The sequence below is a fragment of the Streptococcus sp. SCPM-O-B-15304 (M98) genome, assembly GCF_058200215.1.
Map to the genome: position 1 here is coordinate 1 of NZ_JBYQGQ010000046.1, position 357 is coordinate 357.

Annotated in this window: 1 protein-coding gene; it reads left to right on the forward strand. The window is 38.7% G+C overall.

Features of this window, described 5'->3' with window-relative positions:
• Positions 1-357, forward strand: a 357-nt coding sequence (locus tag AC3E7H_RS09975) for a MucBP domain-containing protein (protein ID WP_490676516.1), incomplete at both ends; no start/stop codon positions are given.

A 357-nucleotide genomic window follows, 5' to 3' on the forward strand; every position in this document is an offset into this window, starting at 1 on the left:
GATGTCTATGTACACTATGTAGATACAGAAGGCAAGACAATCAAGGAAGATGTTACTGATGAAAAAGCTCAACCAGTAGACAAAGACTACGACACAGTTGTAGACAACCGTCCACAAGAGATTGAATTCGAAGGTAATACTTATGAATTGGTTCCAGCTGGTAACTACACAGTAGGTGAAGTTGATAAAGATGGTCACTTGAAGTCAACAGACGCAACAACTGGTAAAGTCATCGAAGGTGATAAGGATGTAACCTATGTTTACAAACTTAAAGAACAGCCAAAAGGTGAAGTAGTTATTACTTACGTGGATGAGAAGGGTAAAGAAATTCAAAAACCTCGTCAAGACACACCAAAC